The organism is Wenzhouxiangella sp. 15190 (genome assembly GCF_003417465.1).
Taxonomy (GTDB): Bacteria; Pseudomonadota; Gammaproteobacteria; order Xanthomonadales; family Wenzhouxiangellaceae; genus Wenzhouxiangella.
In genome coordinates, this window is the sequence record NZ_QVMV01000053.1 from 25028 (window position 1) to 45255 (window position 20228).

General features: G+C 62.4%; 14 protein-coding genes. 10 read left to right on the forward strand and 4 right to left on the reverse strand.

Translation table 11 applies throughout. The annotated features are described in order from the left end of the window. Window positions 1-70: 70 nt before the first annotated feature. The 3 genes from DZK26_RS13795 to lpdA all read left to right on the forward strand — a co-directional run bounded on the left by DZK26_RS13795 (window position 71) and on the right by lpdA (window position 4004). The gene (locus DZK26_RS13795) at window positions 71-1465 is read left to right on the forward strand and encodes a dihydrolipoyllysine-residue acetyltransferase (RefSeq protein ID WP_116897739.1); all 1395 of its coding nucleotides are present in this window, start codon (window positions 71-73) and stop codon (window positions 1463-1465) included. Beyond that, window positions 1462-1971 carry a TIGR02281 family clan AA aspartic protease gene (locus DZK26_RS13800; RefSeq protein ID WP_220337075.1) on the forward strand — a complete coding sequence of 170 codons (510 nt, stop codon included), beginning with the start codon at window positions 1462-1464 and terminating at the stop codon, window positions 1969-1971. The genes DZK26_RS13795 and DZK26_RS13800 overlap by 4 nt, the downstream gene beginning before the upstream one ends. A 182-nt stretch (window positions 1972-2153) precedes the next feature. Further along, complete coding sequence (lpdA, locus tag DZK26_RS13805; RefSeq protein WP_116897737.1) at window positions 2154-4004, forward strand: dihydrolipoyl dehydrogenase; 1851 nt, start codon at window positions 2154-2156, stop codon at window positions 4002-4004. 41 nt (window positions 4005-4045) lie between these two features. Here the strand turns inward: lpdA and DZK26_RS13810 are convergent, their stop codons facing one another. Beyond that, entirely contained in the window at window positions 4046-5317 is a 1272-nt protein-coding gene (locus tag DZK26_RS13810; protein ID WP_181918328.1) for an OmpA family protein, read from the reverse strand. A 43-nt stretch (window positions 5318-5360) separates the two neighbouring features. Between DZK26_RS13810 and DZK26_RS13815 the strand changes: the two genes are divergently transcribed. Continuing rightward, the gene (locus tag DZK26_RS13815; RefSeq protein ID WP_116897735.1) at window positions 5361-5549 is read left to right on the forward strand and encodes a hypothetical protein; all 189 of its coding nucleotides are present in this window, start codon (window positions 5361-5363) and stop codon (window positions 5547-5549) included. Window positions 5550-5552: 3 nt separating this feature from the next. Here DZK26_RS13815 and DZK26_RS13820 read toward each other — a convergent pair whose 3' ends face one another. Further along, window positions 5553-6839 (reverse strand): Nramp family divalent metal transporter, encoded by a 1287-nt coding sequence (locus DZK26_RS13820; protein ID WP_258870838.1) that lies wholly within the window; start codon window positions 6837-6839, stop codon window positions 5553-5555. Window positions 6840-6932: 93 nt separating this feature from the next. On the opposite strand from DZK26_RS13820, the gene DZK26_RS13825 reads away from it, so the two are divergent. The 6 genes from DZK26_RS13825 to DZK26_RS13855 all read left to right on the forward strand — a co-directional run bounded on the left by DZK26_RS13825 (window position 6933) and on the right by DZK26_RS13855 (window position 17366). Further along, window positions 6933-9089, forward strand: a complete 2157-nt coding sequence (locus tag DZK26_RS13825; RefSeq protein WP_116897734.1) for a lipase — start codon at window positions 6933-6935, stop codon at window positions 9087-9089. 16 nt (window positions 9090-9105) lie between these two features. Next, window positions 9106-10989 carry a DUF1302 domain-containing protein gene (locus DZK26_RS13830; protein WP_116897733.1) on the forward strand — a complete coding sequence of 628 codons (1884 nt, stop codon included), beginning with the start codon at window positions 9106-9108 and terminating at the stop codon, window positions 10987-10989. 13 nt (window positions 10990-11002) lie between these two features. Further along, entirely contained in the window at window positions 11003-13009 is a 2007-nt protein-coding gene (locus DZK26_RS13840) for a DUF1329 domain-containing protein (RefSeq protein WP_220337073.1), read from the forward strand. A gap of 71 nt (window positions 13010-13080) precedes the next feature. After that, on the forward strand, window positions 13081-14166 hold the full coding sequence (locus DZK26_RS13845) for a hypothetical protein (RefSeq protein WP_147306620.1): 1086 nt from the start codon (window positions 13081-13083) through the stop codon (window positions 14164-14166). Continuing rightward, window positions 14159-16624: an RND family transporter gene (locus DZK26_RS13850; protein ID WP_258870837.1), complete on the forward strand. Its 2466-nt coding sequence runs from the start codon at window positions 14159-14161 to the stop codon at window positions 16622-16624. Before DZK26_RS13845 ends, DZK26_RS13850 begins: the two co-directional genes overlap by 8 nt. Before the next feature lie 67 nt (window positions 16625-16691). Beyond that, complete coding sequence (locus DZK26_RS13855; RefSeq protein ID WP_116897729.1) at window positions 16692-17366, forward strand: ATP-binding protein; 675 nt, start codon at window positions 16692-16694, stop codon at window positions 17364-17366. A 135-nt stretch (window positions 17367-17501) separates the two neighbouring features. On the opposite strand, the gene DZK26_RS13860 is transcribed toward DZK26_RS13855, so the two are convergent. Then, entirely contained in the window at window positions 17502-18269 is a 768-nt protein-coding gene (locus DZK26_RS13860) for a cobalamin-binding protein (RefSeq protein ID WP_181935629.1), read from the reverse strand. Between the two features lie 115 nt (window positions 18270-18384). After that, a complete protein-coding gene (locus DZK26_RS13865) occupies window positions 18385-20220 on the reverse strand; it encodes an SLC13 family permease (RefSeq protein WP_116897727.1) in 1836 nt (611 codons plus the stop codon). Window positions 20221-20228 lie beyond the last annotated feature (8 nt).

Sequence of the window (20228 nt, forward strand, 5' to 3'; positions counted from 1 at the left end):
TTCACTATTTACTATTTTCTAAAAGTCTCGTAACCGCCACCCGAACCGGACGACAAGTAGAGAGCCTGCGATGAGCAATATAAAAGAGATCAAAGTCCCCGACATCGGCGACTTCGACAAGGTGCCGATCATCGAGGTGCTGGTGTCCGAAGGCGACGACATCGAGAAAGAGCAGTCGCTCGTCACCCTCGAGTCGGACAAGGCCACCATGGAAGTACCCGCGTCGGCGGCCGGTAAGCTGGTCGAGCTGAAGGTCTCCGAAGGCGACGAGGTCGGGGAAGGGGATGTGATCGGTGTCATCGAGGTTTCCGAAGACGCCGGGGAGGCGTCGGAAAGTGACGAATCCGAAGACGAAGGTGACGCCGGGGACGAGAAGGAAAAGGATTCAGGGGCGTCTTCGGATGAATCTGACGATGTTGAGGAGGCCGACGACTCCGAAGATGCTGAAGAAGCCGAGCCGGAAACCGGAAATCGGAAACCGGAGACCGAAAGCTCCAAGGAAGCCAATGATCTTCCTGCGCCCCCGGTGCCCTTCGATGCCATGGACCAGGATCTGTCGAAATTGCCGCACGCCTCGCCGGCGGTGCGTAAGCTCGCGCGTGAACTCGGTGTCGACCTGACCGGGGTTGAAGGTTCGGGCCGAAAGGGTCGTATCACCGAGGAAGACCTCAAGGGTCGCGTCAAGCAGGCGATGGAGTCCGGCGGTGGCGCTGCAGCGGGAACGGCGCTGAACATCGCCGAACCGCCGCAGGTCGACTTCTCGAAGTTCGGTGAAATCGAGGAAGAAAAGCTCTCGCGCATCAAGCAGATCTCCGGACCTGCCCTGCATCGCAACTGGGTGTCGATTCCGCATGTCACCCAGTTCGACGAAGCCGACATCACCGAGATGGAAGCCTTCCGCAAGGCATCCAAGAAGCAGGCCGAAGAGGCGGGTACGAAGATGACGCCGCTGGTGTTCCTGATCAAGGCCGTGGTTGCGGGCTTGAAGGCCTTCCCGCACTTCAATGCCTCGCTGTCGAACGACGGCAAGAAGCTGATCAAGAAGAAGTACTTCCACATCGGCGTGGCCGTGGACACGCCCAACGGCCTGGTCGTCCCGGTGATCAGGGATGCCGACCAGAAGGGCCTGATCGAACTGGCGCAGGAGCTGACCGACTTGTCGACGCGTGCGCGCGACGGCAAGCTCAAGGGCGACGAGATGAAGGGCGGTTGCTTCTCGATCTCGAGCCTGGGCGGTATCGGCGGCACAGCCTTCACGCCCATCATCAATGCACCCGAACTGGCGATCCTGGGCGTTTCGCGCTCGGAGACGAAGCCGGTCTGGGACGGCGAACAGTTCCAGCCCAGATTGATGCTTCCGCTGTCATTGTCGTATGACCACCGCGTCATCGACGGCGCGGATGCGGCGCGCTTCACCCGCTACCTGGCCAAGCAGCTCGAGGATCTCAGGCGGCTGCTGCTTTGAACCCGCAACGCACCGGCTTTGGCATGATGGTGGCCGCCGCGGTCGGTGTTTTGCTTTTGCTGACCTTCGTGTTTTCGGGCCTGGTCGAGGATCGCCGTAACCCGAACAAGCAGGTGCAGAGCCAGCGTGTCAATGGCGGCATCGAGGTCGTGCTGGAGTCCGATCGCCAGGGGCATTTCATTGCCACCGGCGCGATCAATGGCCGCGAGGTGACTTTTCTGGTCGACACCGGTGCCACGCTGGTGTCCGTGCCCGAGGGCCGGGCCGACGAACTGGGTCTCGAGCGCATGGCGCCAATCGGCCTGGAGACGGCGACCGGCCCGGTCACCGGCTGGATGACGCGCATCGACGAAGTGCGTCTGGGCGACATCGTCCAGCGCGATGTCCGCGCCGCCATCAGCCCGGGGCGCAGTGACACGATCCTGCTGGGCATGAGTTTTCTGCGGGACTTGGATATAACTCAATCGAATGGACAACTGCGCCTCGTGGCGGCACAAGGAACGTAGGAGAAGGCTGAGAGCGTTCGTAAATCGAGACGAGTAAAAAGTAAATAGTAAATAGTAAATAGTAAATAGAAGAACCACGGCGCGGCGCTCAATTCGGTTTACTCGATTAACGATTTACCATTTACGATTCACGAAGTGTCGGGAGAAACCACCCGATCGAGACGAACACCTGAGAGCTTGCCATGAGCAACACAAAAGAAATCAAAGTCCCCGACATCGGCGATTTCGACAAGGTACCGATCATCGAGGTGCTGGTCGCTGAAGGCGACGAGGTCGAGAAGGAACAGTCACTGATTACGCTCGAGTCGGACAAGGCGACCATGGAAGTGCCCGCGTCGTCGGCCGGCAAGTTGGTCGAGTTGAAGGTCTCGGAAGGCGATGAGGTCGGGGAAGGCGATGTCATCGGGGTTCTGGAGGTTTCGGAAGAGTCTGGTGAAGGCTCCGACGAAGGTGGCTCCGGGGATGAAGGTGAAAAGGGTTCAGGGTTCAGTGTTCAGGGTTCAGGGGAGTCTTCAGGAGGCTCTGATGATGCCGATGAATCCGGTGGCGCCGACGAAGGTGAAGAAGCCCGCCCTGAAACCTTAAACCTGAAACCTGAAACCTCGGTCGATCCGACCGATCACGATCACAATTTCGACCTGGCCGTGCTCGGCTCCGGGCCGGCCGGTTACACCGCCGCATTCCGTGCCGCCGACCTGGGACTGAAGGTGGCACTGATCGAGCGCTACGATTCGATCGGCGGCGTGTGCCTGAATGTCGGCTGCATTCCATCCAAGGCGTTGCTGCATGTCGGCCAGGTGATCGACTCGGCGGCGCATCTCGCCGATCATGGCGTGTCTTTCGGCGAGCCCGATATCGATATCGACAAGCTGCGCGAGTTCAAGGACTCGGTAGTGGACAAGCTTACCGGCGGCCTGGCTGGTATGGCCGGGAAGCGCAAGGTCGAGATCATCCAGGGCATGGGCCAGTTCAGTGGTGAGCACGAACTGGTCGTCGAGCACGAAAGCAAGGAACGCACCGTCAGCTTCAATCAGTGCATCATCGCTGCCGGCTCGCGCGTGACCGAGATCCCCAACGTACCCTGGGACGACGACCGCATCATGGACTCGACCGGCGCGCTCGAACTGGCCGACGTGCCCGAGCGCCTGCTGGTCATCGGTGGGGGCATCATCGGCCTGGAGATGGCCTGTGTCTACCGCGCACTGGGCTCGGAAGTGACGGTGGTTGAAATGATGAACCAGCTCATGCCGGGCGCCGACGCCGACCTTGTCAAGCCGCTGCAGCAGCATCTGAAGCAGCAGGGCGTGACCTTCCACCTGGAAACCAAGGTGGAAAAAGTCGAAGCCGGCGACAAGGCGCTCACCGCGCAGTTCGACGGCAAGAAAGCACCCGACTCGGCCGATTTCGACCGCGTGCTGGTGTGCGTCGGGCGGCGTCCCAACGGCGACCAGCTCAATGCCGAGGCCGCCGGCGTGGATGTCGATGACAAGGGGTTCATCAAGGTTGATGGCCAGATGCGGACCGACGTGAGCCATATCTTCGCCGTCGGCGATATCGTCGGCCAGCCCATGCTGGCGCACAAGGGTTCCTACGAGGGCAAGGTGGCCGCCGAAGTGGCCGCCGGCGAGAAGCGGGCCGCCGACGCCCGCGTGATTCCTTCGGTGGCCTACACCGATCCCGAAGTCGCCTGGGTCGGCCTGACCGAAGCGCAGGCGAAAGACAAGGGCATCGACTACGGCGTCGGCAAGTTCCCCTGGGCGGCGTCGGGCCGGGCACTCGGTATGGACCGTTCGGAGGGCTTCACCAAACTGATCTTCGAAAAGGAAAGCGACCGGCTGATCGGTGCCGGTGTCGTGGGCCTGCATGCCGGCGACCTGATCGCCGAACTCACCCTGGCCATCGAGATGGGCTGCGACGCGGCCGATATCGGCCTGACCATCCATCCGCACCCGACCCTGTCGGAGTCGGTGATGATGGCTGCCGAGGCCTACGAGGGCACGATCACCGACCTGTACATGCCGAAAAAGAAATAGCGCTTGGCCCCGGCGAATTGAGGATTCGCCGGGGCCATTCTTCAGAGCAGGCGTTCGAGCCGGCCGCGCCAGGCGCCGCGGTCCTCTTCTTCCCCGCAGTAGCGCCAGTAGGCCTCGAAGCGGTCGCGTTCGGCCGTCTCGAACTCGATGCGGAGGTGACCCCAGTGGTCGCGGCCGTCCTTCTCGCTGTCGCAGGCCCGTCTCGAGTCGTCCTCGATCCAGTGGCCTTCGAACACGGTGTCGCTGACGAACTCGCCCAGCACGGCACCGTTGTCGAGCGTGTAGTCGCCCTCGATGGCGCCGTCGACACGGCGCAATTCCATCACACCATGTTCGCCGGCATCCCACACGCCCAGAATGTCGACGGTCGCGCGTTCTTCGTTGTCTGCTTCGGGCTTGCTACGCACGGTCAACTCCACGCGACGGTTCCGCGCCCGGCCCTCGGCCGTGTCGTTGCTCGCGATCGGGCGGGACTCACCGAAGGCCTGCGTCGTGATGGCGTCGTCGCCGAAGTGGCCGGATTCGATGAGGAACCCGGCTACCGATCGGGCACGGTTTTCAGAAAGTGCGAGGTTGCTGTCTTCGGAGCCGACGCTGTCGGTATGGCCGGCGACCTCGATATGCGTGCCGGCCGGATTCGTGATGGATGCGATGATTTCCTCGAGTGCCTCGTGGGCACCGGGCTTGAGGCGGTGCTCGCCGGAGTCGAACAGTACTTCGCTGTCGAGGGCGATTTTCGTGGCTGAACCGATGGCGCCGATGGCGTCGACGTCCGCGCCCGGAGTGCGGCTGTTGCAGGCCTGCTTGAGGTCCACCAGGCGGACGTAGCGGTAGGAGCCGCCGGGCTCGACATAAGGTGCGATATCGACCTCGGCCTTGCCACCGGCGATGCGCCCGACCCGAATCCAGTCCTCGCCGTCTTTGGAAATCGCCAGGGCTGTCGCTTCGGTGTCCGGCCCGACTTCGAATACGTACAGGTCGGGGCCGGCGATGTCGATCAGATTGTTGTCCGTCATCGCCACGACCAGGTCCCCGGTGCAGCCCAGGGTCAGGAAGCCGGGATCACCGACATCGGCATAGTCGGGAACATTGAGGACGGCCTCGGGACGTGCCGAGGCATCGCCGCCGTCGGGATCGCCCGCATTGAAGGACACCACCTCGTCGGCAAACGAGCGATCCCCCATCGGGAAGAAGACTTCCCCACCGTGGCCGTCGGGGTAGTGTCGACCGGCGTCGGCCGCCGGCTGTGATGCAGCTTCGGCGGATAGGGTAAGTAACAGGAATGCAGTCAGAATTCGGGTTGGCTGGTGCATGGGCCCATCCATTTGGGAGTTTCTTGCCGTCTTATCGACGACAATGCTGTGTCATTCTGACAGTTTTGACGAGGCCGTGGGTTTTTGGACGCTGGCCGTGTTCGAAGCGCTCAAGCGCTACGGTGATCTCGAGGGTCACCCGGACCTGCGCGAAGAGATGGAACGCCATCGCGAACAGCAACCGGCGCAGCGGTCCTTCGGGCCCGCGCAGAGTTGTTCAGAGGTTCCTTAATCCTCAGGTCAGGCGCCAGCCGATCCAGATCACGCAAAACAGTACCAGGAATCCCAGGCCCGCCCAGGCCAGAACGAGCAGGCCGCCGCGCGGGCGGTGCTCGGTGGGCACGTGTTCGCTGGTGAGCAGCTTGATGTTGAGCCAGGCGATCACCGGCGCGGCAAGAAACGATACCGTCGTGGCGAAATCGATCAGGGTCGTGAATCGCTGACCGAAGTAATGGATGACCAGCAGCGCGCCGATGGTGACCAGCAGCAGGGCGCCGACGTAGCGGGCGCGGTGCTTGTGCTCGCTCGAGCCTTCGTCCGTGGCGATGCCGCTGAGTTCGATGAGTGCGCGCAACACCCGCGGGTAGGCATCGGTGACCGCCAGGGTGGTCGAGAACATGGTGGTCAGCGCCGCCACGGCAATGACCGGCCGCGACCATTCGCCCAGCGTCAGTGCATAAAGATCCACCAGACGGCCGGAAAAGGCCACGCTCGATTCGGGCATCGCTTCCTGGCTACCGTGCAGCATCAAGGCGCCGAGCAGCAGGAACAGCACGGCGAGTAGGGTCGCGCCGGCATAGCCGATCTGGAAGTCGGTGATCGAGTCGCGCACACTGGGCGGGTGTCCGGTCTGCTCGGCGCGTTCGAGCGTCCACAGCGAGTGCCAGGCGGCCACGTCCAGCGGGATCGGCATCCAGCCAAGCAGGGCGAGCACGAAAGCAAACCCCGTTGCCGTCCAGACGGCATCGAGATTGGCTGCCGGATTGAGCGCACTCCAGTCCGGGCCGGAGCCGAACGCCAGGGCGACGGCCGCCAGCGTTGATACCGCCAGGGCCGCCATGATGATCTTCATCAGCAGGTCCAGACCCCGATAGCGTCCTATGGCCAGAACCGCAAGGCAGCCGGTCAGCACGCCGGCCGACAGTTGCGTGATCGACGCGTCGAGGTCGAAAACGAGCCCGGCCAGCCCGGCTGCCACCACGGTGACCCCGGCCTGGATGATCAGCATCGTGCCCAGGGTGACGATCACGAACAGGCCCAGCGCCCAGCGGCCCAGCCGGCGATAACCCACGAGCAGATTCTCACCCGTGGCGGCCGCGTAGCGCGGTCCGAATTCCAGGAAGGGGTACTTGAATACGCAGGCGAGTAGTACAAGCAGCAACAGGCTGGTGCCGTACTCGGCACCGGCACGCGTCGACTGAACCAGGTGGGATACACCGACCGCCGCTCCGGCCATCAGCAAGCCCGGACCCAGCGCAAAAAGCAGTTGCCGGAAGCGGCTGCTTGCAAAAGTAAAGAACATGTTCATATCATACAGGCGGAGCCAGTCGATACTGCGCCATACTGTGCAGTATTGCTCAACACATAAAACATCTCTGCTTTGGGGAGAACTCTGATGAAGGCATGCCGATTTCTGGCGCTCGCATTCGCGCTGTTGTGGCTGGTCGGCTGCGGCGGCAGTTCCAGCGTAGACCGCACCGTAGACCAAGATCCCGCCGAAAAACCGGATGGTGAGCCCGTTGATGGCGTCATCACCGCGGTATTCGATCCCGCCGGAGGCGATATCCCGTTCCCCAACAGTTTGCTGCTCTCGGGGACCGACGATCTGACGCTGAACATCCCGGTTGAGGATCCAACCGATTTCGGCGATCCGACGGTTGCGCTCAACGCACTCGACGGTTTCAGCACGGTCGCACCCTGGACTTTCAGCTTCACGGCCGAGATCGATCCGGACAGTGTGGTGCCGGGAAGCAGCGTGCGCTTCTACGAGGTGACGTTCGAGCAGGGCACGGCCGCGGTGAACGGCGTAAATCGTGAACTGGTTCCGGGCGAGGACTACGTGGCTGCGGTCGCCGGTTCCGACCCGAGCGGTCAGACGATCGCTGTGGTGCCGCTCAAGCCGCTCCAGGAAATGACCGGCTACATGGCGGTGCTGACCGAGGGTATCCAGGACACCAGCGGCAACCCGGCCACGCCGGCGCAAGCTTACTTCCTGGCCAAGCGCCCCGATCCGCTGGTCGACGATGAAGGCAACAGCACCGATCCGTTACTTGACGATCAGACCGCCCAGGCCCTGGAGCCACTGCGCCAGATCATCAATACCCACGTGGCCGCGGCCGGTTCGCAGGGTGTTGCCAGTGAGAGCATGGTCGTTTCATCGACGGCGACGACGCAGTCCGTCACGCCGGTGCTTTCCAAACTACGCTCGGCCATCGGCCCGACCAGCTCCCAGGTGGCCCAGGCCTGCACCGGGCCGGAAAGTTGCCTGACCACGGCCGATGTCCTGCCCCCGGGCGCCTCGCCGGGCATCGCCGATATTTACATGGGTGTGGTCGAGTTGCCCTACTTCCTCGGCGTTCCGACAGAGCAGAACCCGACGGCGCCACTGACCGAATTCTGGCAGGCCGCACCGGGCAACTATGTGCCGCCTTTCGATCAATTCGGCCTCAACCCGGAATCGACCCACGTCACGGTTGCCAATCCGATCCCGGTCGAGAACGCGCGCCCGATGGCTCCCATGCTGCTGACGGTGCCCAACGAAACGTCGGGACAGCCTCGTCCGGCCTCCGGCTGGCCGGTGGTGATCTTCCAGCACGGCATCACGGGTGATCGCTCGCAAATGCTGGCCTTGGCCGACACCATGGCCTCGCAGGGCATTGCGGTGGTCTCGATTGACATGCCCCTGCATGGCATTACCGACCAGACCAGCCCACTTTATGTCGAGAATACGCCTTTCGCGTCGATGTCGACCGAGCGCACCTTCGACCTCGACCTGCGAGACAACGAAACGGGGGCATCGGGTCCCGACGGCATGATCGACAGCTCCGGCGCGTGGTTCATCAATCTGCAGAGCCTGCTGACCTCGCGCGACAACCTGCGCCAGGCACAGATCGACCTCTCGACGCTGGCACTGAACGTGCCGCAGATGGATATCGACGGCGACGGTGTCTCCGATCTCGACGGTTCCAATATCAACTTCGTCGGCCTCTCGCTCGGTTCCATGGCGGGTACGCCCTTCCTGGCCGTCGAACCGACGGTGGGCAACGGCGTACTGTCGGTACCCGGTGGCGGCATCGCCAACCTGTTGTCCGGATCCGACACCTTCGGGCCGGTCATCCGTGCCGGGCTGGAACAGGCCGGAATCGAACCCTTTTCGCCGGAGTATTTCCAGTTCCTCGGCGCGGCCCAGACGGTCATCGACTCGGCCGACCCGATCAACTGGGGTGCGGTCACCACCGCACAGAACTCGGTGCTTCTGCAGCAGGTCGCCGGCGATTCGGTCGTTCCCAATGCTGTCGAGGGCGCGCCCCTGTCCGGCACTGAACCGCTGATTCGAATCATGGGTCTGGATGCGATTACGGAGACGACACAGGATCCGATGGGCATTCGCGGTGCCGTTCGGTTGCTTCAGGGCGGACACGGTTCGTTGCTCGACCCCAGTGCCGGCCCCGAGGTCACGGCCGAAATGCAGGGTCAGGCAGCCAGCATGATCGCTTCCGGTGGCGGGGCAGTCGTCATCGGCGATCCATCACTCATCCAGACCGACGATTGATAGGGAGAATCCGAACATGAAACGCCAACAACCAAACACGAGTCGGCGCGGTCTCGGGCTTCGCCCCGGCATCCTGGCCGGCGCCATCGGTCTGGCCCTGGTAGCCCAGCAGGTGCAGGCCATCGACCTGAGTACCGACGGGGTCGACATTTCGCTCGATTCCACCATCAGCTACGGCGTCGGCATGCGAGTGTCCGACCGCGATGACAGCCTGATCGCCAAGTCGCAGTTCGATCCGCTGGTCGTCCAGCGCCCGCTGGAACAGCAGATCGCCACGCCGGGCCGTTTTTCGGCCAACTCGGACGACGGTAATCTCAACTTCGATCAGTGGGATCCGATCTTCAACCAGGCCCGGATCACGTCCGAGCTGTCGATCGACTTCGGCAATTTCGGCGCCTTCGTGCGAGGCAACTACTTCTACGATGTCACGCTTACCGACATGGACGAGTTGCCCGAGGGCGCCAAGGACCAGGCGGCCGAGCGCGCACGCCTGCTTGACGCCTACGTCTACGGCGACTTCCCGCTCGGCGATCAGATTCTGTCGTTGCGGCTCGGCCGACAGGTGGTCAGCTGGGGCGAGAGTACGTTCCTCGCCGGCGGCATCAACGCAATCAACCCCGTGGATGTCACCGCCCTGCGCACGGCCGGCGCCGAATTGAAGGACGCCTTCCTGCCGCAGAACATGCTGTGGGGCAGCCTGGATATCACGCCGAACCTTTCGGTGGAAGCGATTGTGCTGGGCGAATGGGACGAAACGGAAGCGGAGCCCTCGGGCACCTTCTTTGCCACCAACGATTTCGCCACGGCTGGCGGCCGTTACGCCATGCTCAATTTCGGCCTGGTGCCGCAGCCGGTCAACAATCCGGACCTGTATGAAACCGTCTGTCGCAACGGTAATTTCGGCGCGAGCGATCGTGAGTTGCCGCTGCAGCTCATTGGCGCCGGTTGTGCCGCTTCTTTCCCGCGGGCGGCCGATAACGAGCCGGATGAGCACGGTCAGTACGGACTGTCATTCCGCTACTTCGCGCCGCAACTGAACACCGAGTTCGGTTTCTACCACCTGCGCTATCACAGCCGATTGCCGCTGCTGTCCGGGCGTGCGGTCAGCAATGCGGCCCCTTCCTCCGGCTCGGTGATCGTGGAGTATCCCGAAGATATCGACATGTGGGGCGTGAGCTTCAATACCACTGTCAGCGGCTGGTCGCTGGGTGGTGAAGTCAGCTACCGTGAAAACCTGCCCCTGCAGATCGATGATGTCGAGTTGCTTTACGCGGGTCTTTCACCGCTGAACGCGGCGATTCCGGAGCCCTACAATCGTTTCATCAGCCAGCTCGGCGACTTCGAGCCCGGCGAGTACATTCAGGGTTACGAGCGCCGTGAGGTGTCGCAGGCCCAGTTCACCCTGACCAAGCTGTTCGGGCCGGGCAATTTTCTGAATGCCAACCAGGTGGCTGTCGTCGGCGAGTTCGGTGTGACCCGTATCTGGGACCTGCCCAGTGAAAGCGAACTGCGATTCGAGGGACCGGGCACCGATACCTTCGGCGGCCCGTCGCGGCAGACCGGCGGCAATTCCCGCAGCCCGGTCACGACGACCGACGGCTATGCAACTGATACCAGCTGGGGTTATCGACTGCTGTTTGCGCCGACCTATAACAACGTGTTCGGTACGCCCTGGAACATGACGCCGCGACTGGCGTTCAACCACGACGTCGATGGTGTTACCCCCGGACCCGGCGGTAACTTCATCGAGGGCCGCAAGCAGATCACTGTTGGCCTGAACTTCAGCTACCTGTCGCGCTGGCAGGCTGGTATCTCGTATACGGACTTCTTTGGTGCCGGAGACAATAATCTGCTGGGTGATCGCGACTTCGTCGCGGCTTCCCTGAGCTACTCATTCTAGAGCGGAGGTCACAATGACAGACACAATCATCAAACCCGGACTGACGATCTTCGCCGCCATGCTGGCGGGCGTTGTTCTCGTCGGTTGTGGAACGGCCCCCGTGGCCGAGGAAGAGCCGGCTCAAGCGGAAGAAGCCTCGATGTCCGATCGCTTCGAAACGGAGCAGGAGGCTGAAGAGGCCGCTGCTGCCGAAGCCGAAGCCGAAAGGCAGGCCGCCGAGGAAGCGGAAGCCGAGGCCGAAGCCGAACGTATGGCTGCCGAAGAAGAGGAGCGCCGTCAGGCTGAAGCGGAAGCCGCCGCGGAGGCGGAACGGATGGCGGCCGAAGAGGAAGCACGTCGCCAGGCGGAGGCAGAAGCCGCCGCCGCCGAGGCCGAACGCAGGGCAGCCGAGGAAGAAGCGCGCCGCCAGGCCGAGGCTGAAGCGGCCGCCGAAGCCGAGCGCAGGGCGGCCGAAGAAGAAGCGGCTGCCGAAGAGCAAGCCGAGGGCATGGCTGCCGAGGAAGAGGCACGTAGTCAGGCCGAAGCAGAGGCAGAGGCCGAGGCTGCAGCGGAGGCCGAACGCATGGCGGCTGAGGAAGAGGCCGCTTCGGAAGCAATGCCCGAAGAGGACGAACCGGCACCGGCCGACGAGGCGGAAACCGAGATGGCCGCTGTAGACTCGGATGAATTAGTGGATGCCACCGAAGTGATGATGGGTCGGGCCGACCTGGACGTGATCATCCCGCGTACCGAAGAGAACATCGCGCGCCTTGGCGAGGATCTGACGCCCATGGGCTCGATTCGGGCCGGCAATGACGAAGGCACGATTCCGGCCTGGGACGGCGGCCTGACCCAGGAAGACTGGCCGCAAGGTTATCAGCCCGGCGACCGTCACCCCGACCCGTATGCCGACGAGGAGCCGCAGTTCACCATCACGGCCGAGAACTACCAGGAATACGCCGACCGCTTGTCGGTGGGCCAGAAGGCGCTGTTCGAGCGCTATCCGGATACCTACTACATGAAGGTCTATCCAACGCATCGAAGCGCTTCCTTCCCCGAGCGCATCTACGATGCGACGATCGACAATGCTGCGACCGGAAGGCTGGTAGCCAACGGCGAGGGCGTCGAGGACGTCTACGAAGGCTTTCCCTTCCCGCTGCCTCAGAACGCCTTTCACCTGATCTGGAACCACAAGCTCAAGTTCAAGGGTATCGGCGGCGCGCGGTATAACAACCAGGTCGTGCCGACCTCTTCCGGTGCCTACCAGCTCGTCAAGTTGCGTGAAGAGCTGCTTGGTCTGTACTACAAGGAAGGCATGACGATCGAGGATACCGACAATATCCTGCTCTATTTCTTCCAGGAAGTGGAGTCGCCGGCGCGCCTTGCGGGCAATATCCTTCTGGTGCACGAGACGCTCAATCAGGTCAAGCAGCCGCGCCAGGCCTGGATCTACAACCCAGGGCAGCGTCGCGTACGACGGGCGCCCAACGTGGCCTACGACAACCCCGGTACGGCTTCCGATGGACTGCGCACCAACGACATGACCGACATGTTCAACGGGGCCATGGATCGTTATAACTGGGAAATCGTGGGCAAGAAGGAAATGTACATCCCGTACAACTCTTACCAGGCTCACAGTAACGATCTCTCACCGGACGACCTGGTTCGTCCGGGCCACCTGAATCCGGAGCACATGCGTTATGAACTGCATCGTGTCTGGATTGTGGACGCCACCCTGAAGGAAGGCACGCGTCATATTCATCCCCGTCGTACCTTCTACCTGGACGAAGACAGCTACCAGATCGCGCTGACCGACCACTATGACCAGCAGGGCAATCTCTGGCGCGTTTCGGAGGCCCATACCATTAACTACTATGAGCTTCCGACCTACTGGTCCACCATGCTGTCGCACATGGACCTGCAGTCCGGCCGCTACGTGGCGAACGGGCTGGATAATGACGATCCGGTCCCGACCTTCGACGTCGAGCTCAGCCCGAGCAATTACACGCCGCAGGCGCTGAGGGTTCGGGGACGACGCTGAGTCGAGAAAGAAAACGGTACACTCGCAGGGCCGGCCACTTGGCCGGCCCTTGCGTCTCGGAGTTCAGTTACATGAGTCAACCCAAGCATCTAGCGCTGATGTTGTTGTTTCTGCCTGTGCTGCTTCAAGCTCAGGACCAGCCCGGTGAGATCCAGCCCCAGGAGGCCGAGCGCGCCCCCCTGGCCGATGAATCACTGATTCTCGATGTTACAAGGGCGGGTGAGCGGTTCGTGGCCGTCGGGGCTCGCGGTCATGTGTTGCTCTCCGATGACGGCAATGAGTGGGAGCAGGCGGAGTCGGTTCCCGTCCGTGCCACGCTGACGCGCGTGGCATTTGCCGGCGGTCGGCTCTGGGCGGTTGGTCACGACACTACGATCATTTACAGTAGCGACCTGGGCCGGACCTGGACCCTGCAGCACTTCCAGCCGCTGTGGGATGGCCCGATCTCCGAACAGCCCCTGCTCGACGTGCACTTTTTCGATGCCAGTCATGGCTTGGCCGTGGGTGCCTACGGGTTGATCATGCGTACCGATGATGCCGGTCGAACCTGGACGGCTACGCATATGGAAGACGTTCTGACTTCAGAAGCGATCGAGTGGCAGCAGCCCGAACCGACGGACGAAGCCGCCGACGATAGTGCGGGAAGTGATCCGGACGATGAATACTACGATGCCTCCCAGGATTTTGATCGCGGCTGCTATGAATTCATGGAATGCCACCTGAACGCAATCCTAGCGCTCGACGATCAGCGAGTGATGCTCGCTTCCGAAGGTGGATACGGCTTTCGCAGTCGGGACGGTGGTGAAACCTGGGAAAGTTTCCGGTTCCCCTATCCGGGCTCGATGTTCGGGCTGGTTCAGGCCGCGCGCGGCGTGATGGCCTTTGGTCTGCGCGGCAATGTGCAGATAAGCCGTGACTTCGGTGACAGTTGGGAGCAACTTATTTCGGGTGTTGAATCCACGCTGCTCGGCGGCGCCGTTGATCCGGACGGCTACCCGGTGCTGGTCGGCACGGGCGCCACGATATTGAGGTTCAACCCCCATACAAGTACGTTTCATGCGTCCCAGGATCGCCTGGGCAGCGATTACGCGGCTGTTGAGTTCGCCGAGGACGGCAGCATGATTCTGGCCGGAGAGGGTGGATTGAAAAATGAGTGAGTCGACAACCATGACCCGCCGCATCGCGAACGCCGTCTTCAGCATCCGGCCACTGATTCTCCTGCTGTTCGTGCTGGGCACTGCGGCGATGGTCTATTACAGCCTCCAGCTCCGCGTCGACGCCGGGTTCAAGAAACAGCTGCCGCTCGAACACGAGTACATGCAGACTTTCCTCGATTACGAGGAAAATTTCGGCGGCGCCAATCGTGTGATGGTCGCAATGATTGCGCGTGACGGTGAGATGTTCGATCCGGAGTTTTTCCGGAACTTCGAAGAACTCAGTGAGGATGTTCTGTACGTCAGCGGCGTTGATCGCTCAACCGGACGATCGATCTTCACACCCAACGTTCGTTTTGTCGAAGTGGTGGAAGACGGCTTTGCCGGGGGCAACGTCATTCCCGCGGATTTCTCGCCCACACCGGAGATGCTGGAAACGGTTCGTTCCAACATCATCAAGTCCGGCGAGGTCGGGCGACTCGTGGCGGAAGACTTTTCCGGTGCCATGGTCTGGGTCAACTTGCTCGAGGAAGACCCCGATACGGGGGAGAAACTCGACTATCAGCAGGTCGCGGCCGAACTGGAGGACATCCGGTCGACTTTTGAAAACGAGGATCATGTCGTACGCATCATCGGCTTCGCCAAGATTGTCGGGGACGTTGCCGACGGTGCCCGCGGCGTGGTCATGTATTTCGGTGTCGCCTTCCTGATCACGGCCTTCCTGCTGTTTCTATACTCCCACTCTGTCTGGTTGACGGTGCTGCCGCTGATCTGTTCGGTGACGGCCGTCGTGTGGCAGCTGGGTCTCCTGAGCCTGCTGGGCTTCGGCATCGACCCAATGAACATCCTGACGCCATTCCTGATTTTTGCCATCGGCGTCAGTCACGGGGTGCAGATGATCAGTGGCTGGAATGCGGAGAAGTTGTTCGGCGGGCACTCTCCGATTGGACTGGTTCAGGAAGGGGTCCCGCTCGAGGACGCCAAGCCGGTTTCCAGTCTCGAGGCTTCCAAGGCGGTCTTCACCCGCCTTCTTGCACCGGGCGCCATCGCCCTTCTCAGTGACACCATCGGCTTCCTGACCATCCTGCTGATCAGCATCCAGATCATCCAGGAGCTGGCGATTACCGCCAGCATCGGTGTGGCCGTCATCATCCTGACCAATCTGGTCCTGCTTCCGATATTGCTGTCGTATGTGACGCTGCGCAACGAAGAGAAGAAGCGCCGGAAGCAGTACGAGCACAGCCAGAAACCGAGCATCATCTGGGATTTCATGGCGAAGTTCACGCATCGCGGCGTGGCCGTGGTGGCTGTCCTGATGGGTATCGCCCTGTTCGTGGGCGGCTGGATGAAGTCGCAGGATATGCAGATCGGCGACTCCGAGGCCGGCGTACCGGAACTTCGGGAAGACGCTCGCTACAACCGGGATGCGCGCGCCATCCAGGAACGCTTTTCGCTGGGCACGGATGTGATCAGCATCATTGCCCAGACGGAAGCCAGCGCCTGTACCGAGTCGCATCCCATCATGGAATCCATCGATCGCTTCGCCTGGCACATGCGCAATGTCGAAGGCGTCCAGCGCGTCATCACGCTGCCGCATATCGCCAAGCAGGTCAATGCCGGCTGGAACGAGGGCAATCTGCGCTGGCAGATTCTCCCGCGCGACCGTTACGCGCTGGCTTTGACCACGCAGAACATCCCGACCGACAGCGGCCTGCTGAATAGAGACTGCAGCGCCATGCCGGTGATGGTCTTTACAGAAGACCACAAGGCCGAAACGATCGATCGTGTCGTCGACCGGGCCCATGAGCTGCAGGAAGAGATCCAGATCGACTCGCTGGATTACACGCCCAGCGGCGAGCCTGCCCACGGCAACTGGCCCGAGGATGGCGACCATCCACCACTGCTCTTCCGGCTGGCGACAGGCAACGTCGGCGTCATGGCCGCAACCAACCAGGAAGTCGCCAAGGCTCAGACACCCATGCTGTTGTACGTCTACAGCGCCATCGTGGTGTTGTGCCTGATCACCTTCCGGACCGTGCTCGGCACCCTGTGCATCGTACTGCCGCTGGTGCTGGTCAGCTACCTGGCCTACTCGCTGATGGCCTTCATGGGGATCGGCCTGAAGGTCAACACTCTACCCGTGGTGGCCCTGGGCGTCGGTATCGGTGTGGACTACGGCATCTATATCTTCAGTCGCATGAAGAGTTTCATCGACGAAGGGGTCGGACTCGACGACGCCTACTACCGCACCCTGCGCCTGACCGGCCGCGCGGTGTTCTACACGGCGGTGACGCTGGCCGTGGGTGTCGGAACCTGGCTGTTCTCGGAACTGCAGTTCCAGGCCGATATGGGGCTGTTGCTGGCCTTCATGTTTATCTTCAACATGTTCGGTGCCATGATGCTGCTGCCTGCGCTGGCCCGCGTGCTGCTGGGTTGGCGGGAGGGCCGCAAGGCGCCCTAATGGTTGTCAGTGGTCAGTGGTCAGTAGACTGTAATCTATGGTTTCTGACCACTGATCCGCGCAGTAAATGAGCGAAGCCATACCCATTGTCGTGCTGTCCTCCGGCGGCAAGGACAGTCTCTACATGCTCGAGACGCTGCGGCGTGATCCGGCCTGGCGAGTCGAGGCGCTGGTCACCACCGTCAACGAGACCAATCGTCGGGTGGCGATGCACGGCACCTCGGAGGCGCTTCTCGAAGCCCAGGCCATGTCACTCGGCCTTCCCCTGACGGTGATCGGGCTGCCCGAGGCCTGCGACAACCGTGAATATGAACGGCGTCTCGCACGAGGTCTTGCAGCCCATCGCGAAGCGGGCGTTGATCACATCGCCTGTGGCGACCTTTTCCTGGACGATATCCGCCGCTGGCGTGAGCAAAGCTTCCAGCGCATGGGATGGCGGCCGGTCTTTCCGATCTGGCAGACGGCACCGGATCGACTGGCGCAGCAGTTGCTCGACGATCAGTGGCGTATCGTGATCACCTGCATCGACACGGAAGTGCTGCCCGAATCGCTATTGGGAAAAGACATCGACGCCGATTTGCTGAACAGGCTTCCCGCCGGTATCGACCCCTGCGGGGAAAACGGCGAATTTCATACCTTCGTCTGTGACGGTCCGGGTTTCGACGTTCCGATCGACGTCGTGCCGGGGGAGCGGGTATTGGCGCACGAGCGCTACCTGATGGTCGAATTGGAGGTGCGCTGATTTCTAGTGCCCGATGTGGGATCTGGAAGTCCTACGCCTTTCGCAATGGGCTCGGCTTTCAAAATTCCAAATTCTAAGCACCAAGTACCAAACAAATTCGAATGATCGAAATTCGAATGCTCTAAACGACGTGCGCTATTCGTCGGCGTCACCGTGGCTTGCGGTGGTCACGTCCCGGACGAGTTCGCACACGTGCTCGATGCCTTCGACGATGCGGGGCGTTGGCCGGACCAGCCGTTCGGGATCAACGGCTTCGAGGCGAGTGTGTCCGTCCTCGACCATGCGCGTGTCGCGCCAGACGGAGAGGGGATCATCGGCCGGTTCGTTGATGCCGGCAATGATGAGTTCCGGGGAACGGGTGATGACGGCCTCCCGGTCAATCGCGGTGGCTTCGGTGTCGAGATCGGCGAAGACGTTCCTCGCACCGCAGGATTCGAACACTTCCGTGATGACGTGTCGCCCACCGAGCGTAAAAAGCGGACGCGCCGAGACCTGGTAGAAGACGGTAACGTCGACTTCATCGGGCCCGGAAGCACGCAGGGACGCCAGATCCTGTCGATAGGCTTCGGCCGCCTCCCGACCGTGCTCGGGCGTACCCAGCCGTGTGCCGATCTGCTCCAGGGCCGCGGCGATGTCGGATAGCGTGCTCGTTTCGATCCAGAGGATTTCGATCCCCAGTTCCTTCAGCCGATCGGCAACCGCCTTGGGCGTACCCCCGCGCCAGGCCAGTGCCAGGTCGGCATCCAGGCCCAGAATCGTCTCGAGATCGAAGCGGAAGGCATCGCCGATCCGCGGCAGCTTCCGTGCCGCCTCGGGCCAGTCGCTGTAGGCCACGACGCCGACCAGGGTGTCGCCTGCTCCGGCGGCAAAGGCCAACTCTGTTAAATGTGGCGCCAGGCTCACTACCCGGGGTTTTTCATCTGCGGAAACCGCGGCGCTACCCAATAGCAACGCCCAGGCAAACACCCGCACCAGCCGGAGTGCCCCCGCCCGAAACCTGACACCCGAATCCTGAATCCTAGATCTGGTACGCATACGTCAGGGTGAGTGTGAGCACCACCCACAGCAGCAGCATCAGCGGGGCCCCGACGCGCACGAAGTCGTTGAACTTGTAGCCGCCGGCGTTCATCACCAGGAGATTCGTCTGGTAGGCCATGGGGGTGGCGAAGCTCAGGTTCGAGCCGAACAGCACGGCCAGCACGAAGGGCTCGGCCGGAAGCATCATCTGCTGCGCCAGGCTGATGGCGATTGGTGTCCCGATAACGGCTGCGGCGTTGTTGGAAACGACGTTGGTCAGGGCGGCCATGGCCAGCATCAGCAGGCCCAGGATGCCCCATGCAGGAATGCCGAAGCTCAGCGCCACGAAGATCTGCGCGAGCCAGTCGGCACCGCCCGTGCGCATCAGCGCCGCACCCAGCGCCAACGAGGCGACGATGATCATCACGACCTGAATGGACAGCGCGTTCATCGCCTCCTTCCAGTCCAGGCAGCGGCTGAGCAGCATGGCGAGTACGCCGGACAACGCACTGATGGCGATCGGCAGGATGCCGAAGGCGGCGACGACGACCACCGCGGCCATGATGGCGAGCGCGATCGGGGCCTTGGAGGTCTTGGGCAGGTTCACCGACCCGTCGAGTACGAGCAGATCGCCCCCGTCCTTCACATGGGCCAGCCGCGCGTCGGATGACTGCACCAGCAGGACGTCGCCGGAACGCAGCACGGTATTGTCCAGGCCGGTCGATCGGGTCTGGGTCTGGTCTTCGCGGTTGTAGCGATGCAGGGCCAGCAGGCGCAGCCCGTAGCGCGAGAGCAGCCGGGCTTCACTGATGCGCGAGCCGACCAGTCGCGACTGGGGGGTGACGGCCACCTCGGCAATCTTCTGATCGCCGGGCCCGAGCGGATGAGTGTCGTCGACCTCGACGTCGCCGGAGAACAGCCGGCCGCCGAGGAGGTGGGCGAACTCGCGCAGGTTGTCGCGCGTATCCGTGGTCGTGATGCGGTCGCCGGCCTTGAGTGTCACATCCGGCAGCGGCGTGACGAACACGCCGGGGCCGCGCTGGATCTTTTCGACCTTCAGGTTGCCGCTGCAGCGTTCGATGGCCTCGGCCAGCTTCCGGCCGACCGCGTCGCTGGACTTGCCCAGGCGGATCTGTGCCGTGTAGAGGCGCTTGACCGTGGACTGCATGGGCACCTGTCGCTCGGGGATGAGCCTGGGGGCGATCAACCACAGGTAGATCACCGAGACCGCACCCGCGATCGCCGCGGGAACGATGAAGTCGAACATGCGAAAGGGCGCCACCCCCATGTCGGCCGCCACGGACACGACCAGCAGGTTGGTCGAGGTGCCGATGGTCGTCGACATGCCGCCAACGATGCTGATCAGGCCCACCGGCAGGAGCATGCCCGATGGTGACTGGCCGGTGCGCAGCGCGACACCGATGAGGATGGGCAGAAGCATGACCACGATCGGCGTGTTGTTGATGAACGCGCTGAGCACGGCGCACACCAGCAGCGTGGCCAGCATCGAAAGCTTGGGCGCCCTGCGCCAGGAAATCGCCAGGCCGCGGCCGACCGGTTCCAGCGCACCGGAGCGGATCAGGCCGTGGCCGAGAATCATCAGCGAACAAACCGCGATCAAGGCCTGGTGGCCGAAACCGGCGTAGAAATCGGTGGGGGTGAGCTCACGCCCGTCCGGGGCGACGTAAGGAAAGACCTGAAAGCCGATGGTGAGAATGGCCAGCACCACCAGCGAACTGGTCTCGAGCGGAATCCGGTCGCGCGAGAACAGCACCAGTGCCAGAAGCACCAGCAGCAGGACGCCGAGCGCGTGATAGTTGGGCAGCGCGAGACTCATAGGTTGCC